The organism is Achromobacter maghribensis, assembly GCF_057334215.1.
Genome location: NZ_JBHFII010000043.1, coordinates 113,861 through 118,172, shown reverse-complemented (window position 1 = coordinate 118,172; position 4,312 = coordinate 113,861). Strand labels below are relative to the sequence as shown.

The following is a 4,312-nucleotide window of genomic DNA, read 5'->3' as shown; positions in this document are numbered from 1 at the left end:
CTGCGCCAACGCCGCGTCCTGCGCGTCCAGATGGAAGCTGACCGCCCCGCAGCAACCGGCCCCAGGCGCGATGCGCGCGCCAATGCCGACGGCGTCCAGCACGCGGATGGTGGCCGCGTCGATGGTGGGCATCATGGCGGGTTGCACGCAGCCCCCCAGCATCAGCACTTGCCGAGCATGCCCCGCCACCGCGGGCAGCAAGCCCGCGTCGCGGCGTTCGGGCACCTTGCGCTTCAGGGCTTCCGGCAGGAAACCCCGCACGGCCTGCCCCACCCGCATCGCCGGTGCGAACATCGGCGACAGCATGGCGCGGCGCAGGAAATTGCGCTTGGCCTTTTCGGTCCAGGAACGCGGCACGCGCTCGTCCACGATCTTGCGGCCAATATCGATCAGATGGCCATATTCAACGCCGGACGGGCACGTGGTTTCGCAATTGCGGCAGGTCAGGCAGCGGTCCAGGTGCTGCTGCGTGGACTGCGTGGGCGCGGCGCCCTCCAGCACTTGCTTGATGAGGTAGATGCGCCCACGCGGGCTGTCCAGCTCGTCGCCCAATACCTGATAAGTCGGACAGGTGGCCGTGCAAAAGCCGCAGTGCACGCACCGCCGCAGGATAGCGTCGGCTTCTTTGCCCAGGTCGGTATCGCGCGCCCAGGATGCCAGGTTGGTTTGCATGATGCGCTATAGCTCCAGGACCAGGCGGCCGGGGTTGAACAGGCCGGCCGGATCAAGCTCCTGCTTGAGGCGGCGTGTAATCGACGCGATGCCGGGCGCCAGCGGATGGAACACGCCGTCCACCGGCGGCTTGCCATTGCCTGCGCGAAACAGGGTGGCATGCCCGCCCAGCCGAGCCGCGGCCTCGCGCAGTTCGGTGGCGTCGCGCGCGCCGGACAGCCAGCGTTGCCCGCCGCCCCATTCGATCAGTGTCGGCCCCATGCCCAACACGGCGGCCGTGGGCGGCAAGGCCAGTCGCCATAGCGGCTGACCAGGCGTGAAGAAGGCGTGCGTCTGCTCGCGCAATGCGCGCCACCAGGCCACCGCGGCGCCGGGGTCCAGGGCATCGCCGCCAATCACGTGACGCGCGCTGGCAATGGCAGGCGGCGCCCCCGACAAGCGCACGTGCATCGCGCCCTCGCCGTGCTCGTCCGCGCCCGTCCAACTGGTGGCCGAGATCGGCAGCGGCTTGCCGCGCCATAGCGCGAAGCTGGTCAGCGCCTGGGCCTGGGTGGCGGGGCAGACCAGCGTCAGCTCTTCCATCGGCCGCGGCACGACCTTCATCGAGACCTCCAGCAGCGCGCCGAAAATGCCGTGCGAACCGGCCAGCAGGCGCGACACGTCGTACCCGGCCACGTTCTTCATGACTTCTCCGCCGAACGCCAGGATGCGCCCCTCCGAATCCAGCAGGCGCGTTCCCAGCACGAAGTCGCGCAAAGCGCCCGCGCTCATGCGGCGCGGACCGGACAGGCCTGCGGCCACGCAGCCGCCTACCGTCGCCGAGGCGCCGAAATGCGGCGGTTCGAATGCCAGCATCTGACCGTTTTCGGCCAGCGCCGCCTCCAGCTCGGCCAGCGGCGTGCCCGCGCGAACGGTCACCACCAATTCGGACGGGTGGTAGCTGACGATGCCGCGATACGACGTCATGTCCAGCAAGCAGTGGCCGTCTTGCGGCGTTACCGGGCGGTAATTACCGTAGAACGCCTTGCTGCCGCCGCCCATCACGAACAGCGGCTTGTGGCCGGCACGGGCCGTCATGACCTGGTCGCACAATTCCGACAGGACAAAATCCATAAGGGATGCGTCCTAGAAACGGGCGAGATCGGGGAAGCGCAGCTCACCCGCATGGACGTGCATCTTGCCGTATTCGGCGCAGCGGGCCAGCGTGGGAATGACTTTTTCAGGATTCAGCAGGCACGGGGGGTCGAACGCCCGCTTGACCGCCAGGAACGCGTCGAGTTCTTCGCGAGAGAATTGCACGCACATTTGATTTATTTTCTCCATACCCACACCGTGTTCTCCGGTCACGGTCCCTCCTACCTGCACGCACAGCTCGAGAATGGCGGCGCCGAACTTCTCTGCCCGCTCCACCTCGTCCGGCTTGTTCGAATCAAACAGGATCAGCGGATGCAGATTGCCATCGCCCGCGTGGAACACGTTGGCGCAGCGCAAGCCGAATTCGTCTTCCATCTGTTCAATGGCGCCCAGCACGCGCGCCAGATGGCGGCGCGGAATCGTGCCGTCCATGCAGTAATAATCCGGCGACACGCGACCCGCGGCCGGGAATGCGTTCTTGCGGCCGGCCCAGAATTTCAGGCGCTCGGCCTCGGACGTGGACACCTGGCAACGCGTGGCGCCGGCGGCGCGGAATACCGCTTCCATCCGGGCGATCTCGTGCGCCACTTCCTCGGGCGTGCCGTCGGACTCGCACAGCAGGATCGCTTGCGCGTCCATGTCGTAACCGGCGCGCACGAAGGGTTCGACCATGTGCGTGGCGCGGCGGTCCATCATTTCCAATCCTGCCGGGATCATGCCCGCGGCGATCACTTGCGTGACCGCGTTGCCGGCCGCCTCGACGCTGGAAAAGCTGGCCATCACGACCTGCGCGCAAGCCGGCTTGGGAATCAGCTTGACCGTCACTTCGGTGACCACGCCCAGCATGCCTTCCGACCCGACGAAAACGGACAGCAGGTCCAGGCCCGGCGCGTCCGGCGCTTCGGAGCCCAGCTCGACAACATCGCCGTCGATCGTGACCACGCGCACCCGCAGCACGTTGTGCACGGTCAGCCCGTACTTCAGGCAATGCACGCCGCCGGAATTCTCGGCGACGTTGCCGCCAATCGAGCAGGCGATCTGGCTAGAGGGGTCGGGCGCGTAGTACAGCCCGTAAGGCGAAGCGGCCTCCGAGATGGCCAGGTTGCGCACGCCCGGCTGCACGATCGCCGTGGCGCTGGCCAGATCGATATGCTTGATGCGGTTGAACTTGGACAGGCCCAGCAGCACGCCCTGGCTGTGCGGCATGGCGCCGCCGGACAGGCCGGTGCCGGCGCCGCGCGCGACGATGGGGGCGTTCAAGCGCTTGCAGATGCGCATGACCGCCTGCACCTGCTCTTCGGTTTCGGGCAGTGCCACCACGGCGGGCAGCGCGCGATACAGCGACAAGCCGTCGCACTCGTAGGGACGCGTGTCTTCTTCGCGGAATAATACGCAGTGCGCGGGCAACGCGGCCGACAACGCCTCGATGAGCTGCTGCAACGAATAAGGCGCCTGCACTTGTGCCAGGCCGGTTTCGACCAGTGAATTCATGAGCGCAACAATAGCGCGACCAGTCCCTTAAAACAGGCCGGGATTTACCCGCATCCTGTCGACGATCCCTGCTACGCACACGTAACCAGCCGTAATTCCAGACGGCGATTGTCGTTGAAAAGCCGCAAGTTCAGCCCGAGAAATCCAGCAACGCCAGCTTTCTGGAAATGGCGGCGCACGTCTCGACCAACGGACGGATATAACTGGCCGTCCGGTCGGCGCTCATGCGGAACGCGGGGATGCTCAAACTGACGCAGGCGACCGGCGCTTGCTGCTTGTCGGTGATGGCGCAACCAAAGCAGAAAATGTCCTTCTCGTTTTCCTCGCGGTCTTCCGCGTAGCCCTGCCGACGTACCTGCTCCAGCTCTTCGCGCAAGGCTTGCGGCGTGCGCAACGTCGCATCGGTGAACACCTTGAAATCCAGCCCCAGGATCAGCGCGTCGCGCTCCGGCGCAGGCAGCTGCGCCAGATATGCCTTGCCGACAGAACTGGAATACAGGGTCACGCGGCTGCCCAGCCGCGAATTCATGCGCACGGCCTTGGGACTTTCAAGCTTGTCGATATAGGTCATTTCGTACCGATCGGGCACGGCCAGATGCACGGTCTCTTGCGTCAATGCCCTGAGGTCGAACAAGTGGTCTTTGCATAGCTGCCGGATGTCGGAGCTTTCCAGCGCGCGGCTGGCCAGGCTGACCAGCCGCGGCCCCAGCCCGAACGACTGCCCATTGCGCTTGGGCACCAGCAACTGTTCGGCGATCAGTGCCTCGACGATGCGGTAGATCGTCGGGCGCGGATAACCCAGCCTGGTGCTCAGCGCGTTCACCGTCCAGGCGGTATCGTCACCCGACGCGATCGCGTCGAGCACGCGCATGAACTTGGAGAACGAGGCGGTGCCGGCGACGGGAGGCGCCGCGGATACCGCTGCCGACGAGGTCGGCGCGGCGTCAGGCCGGGCGGCGCGGGGAAGCTTCACGCGGGGGGCTTTCATGAACGGTTTCCGTGACGAAGAAAGCGC

At 66.1% G+C, this 4,312-nt stretch carries 4 protein-coding genes; all 4 read right to left on the bottom strand.

Annotated elements, in window-relative coordinates:
- Positions 1-672: glycolate oxidase subunit GlcF (gene glcF / locus ACE039_RS17785; protein ID WP_485822948.1), on the bottom strand; the 672-nt coding region annotated here is incomplete at its 3' end.
- Between the two features lie 6 nt (positions 673-678).
- On the bottom strand, positions 679-1,785 hold the full coding sequence (glcE, locus tag ACE039_RS17780) for a glycolate oxidase subunit GlcE (RefSeq protein WP_485822947.1): 1,107 nt from the start codon (positions 1,783-1,785) through the stop codon (positions 679-681).
- 12 nt (positions 1,786-1,797) lie between these two features.
- A complete protein-coding gene (locus ACE039_RS17775; protein WP_105558448.1) occupies positions 1,798-3,297 on the bottom strand; it encodes an FAD-linked oxidase C-terminal domain-containing protein in 1,500 nt (499 codons plus the stop codon).
- A 130-nt stretch (positions 3,298-3,427) separates the two neighbouring features.
- Complete coding sequence (locus ACE039_RS17770; protein WP_485822946.1) at positions 3,428-4,285, bottom strand: IclR family transcriptional regulator; 858 nt, start codon at positions 4,283-4,285, stop codon at positions 3,428-3,430.
- Positions 4,286-4,312: the final 27 nt, after the last annotated feature.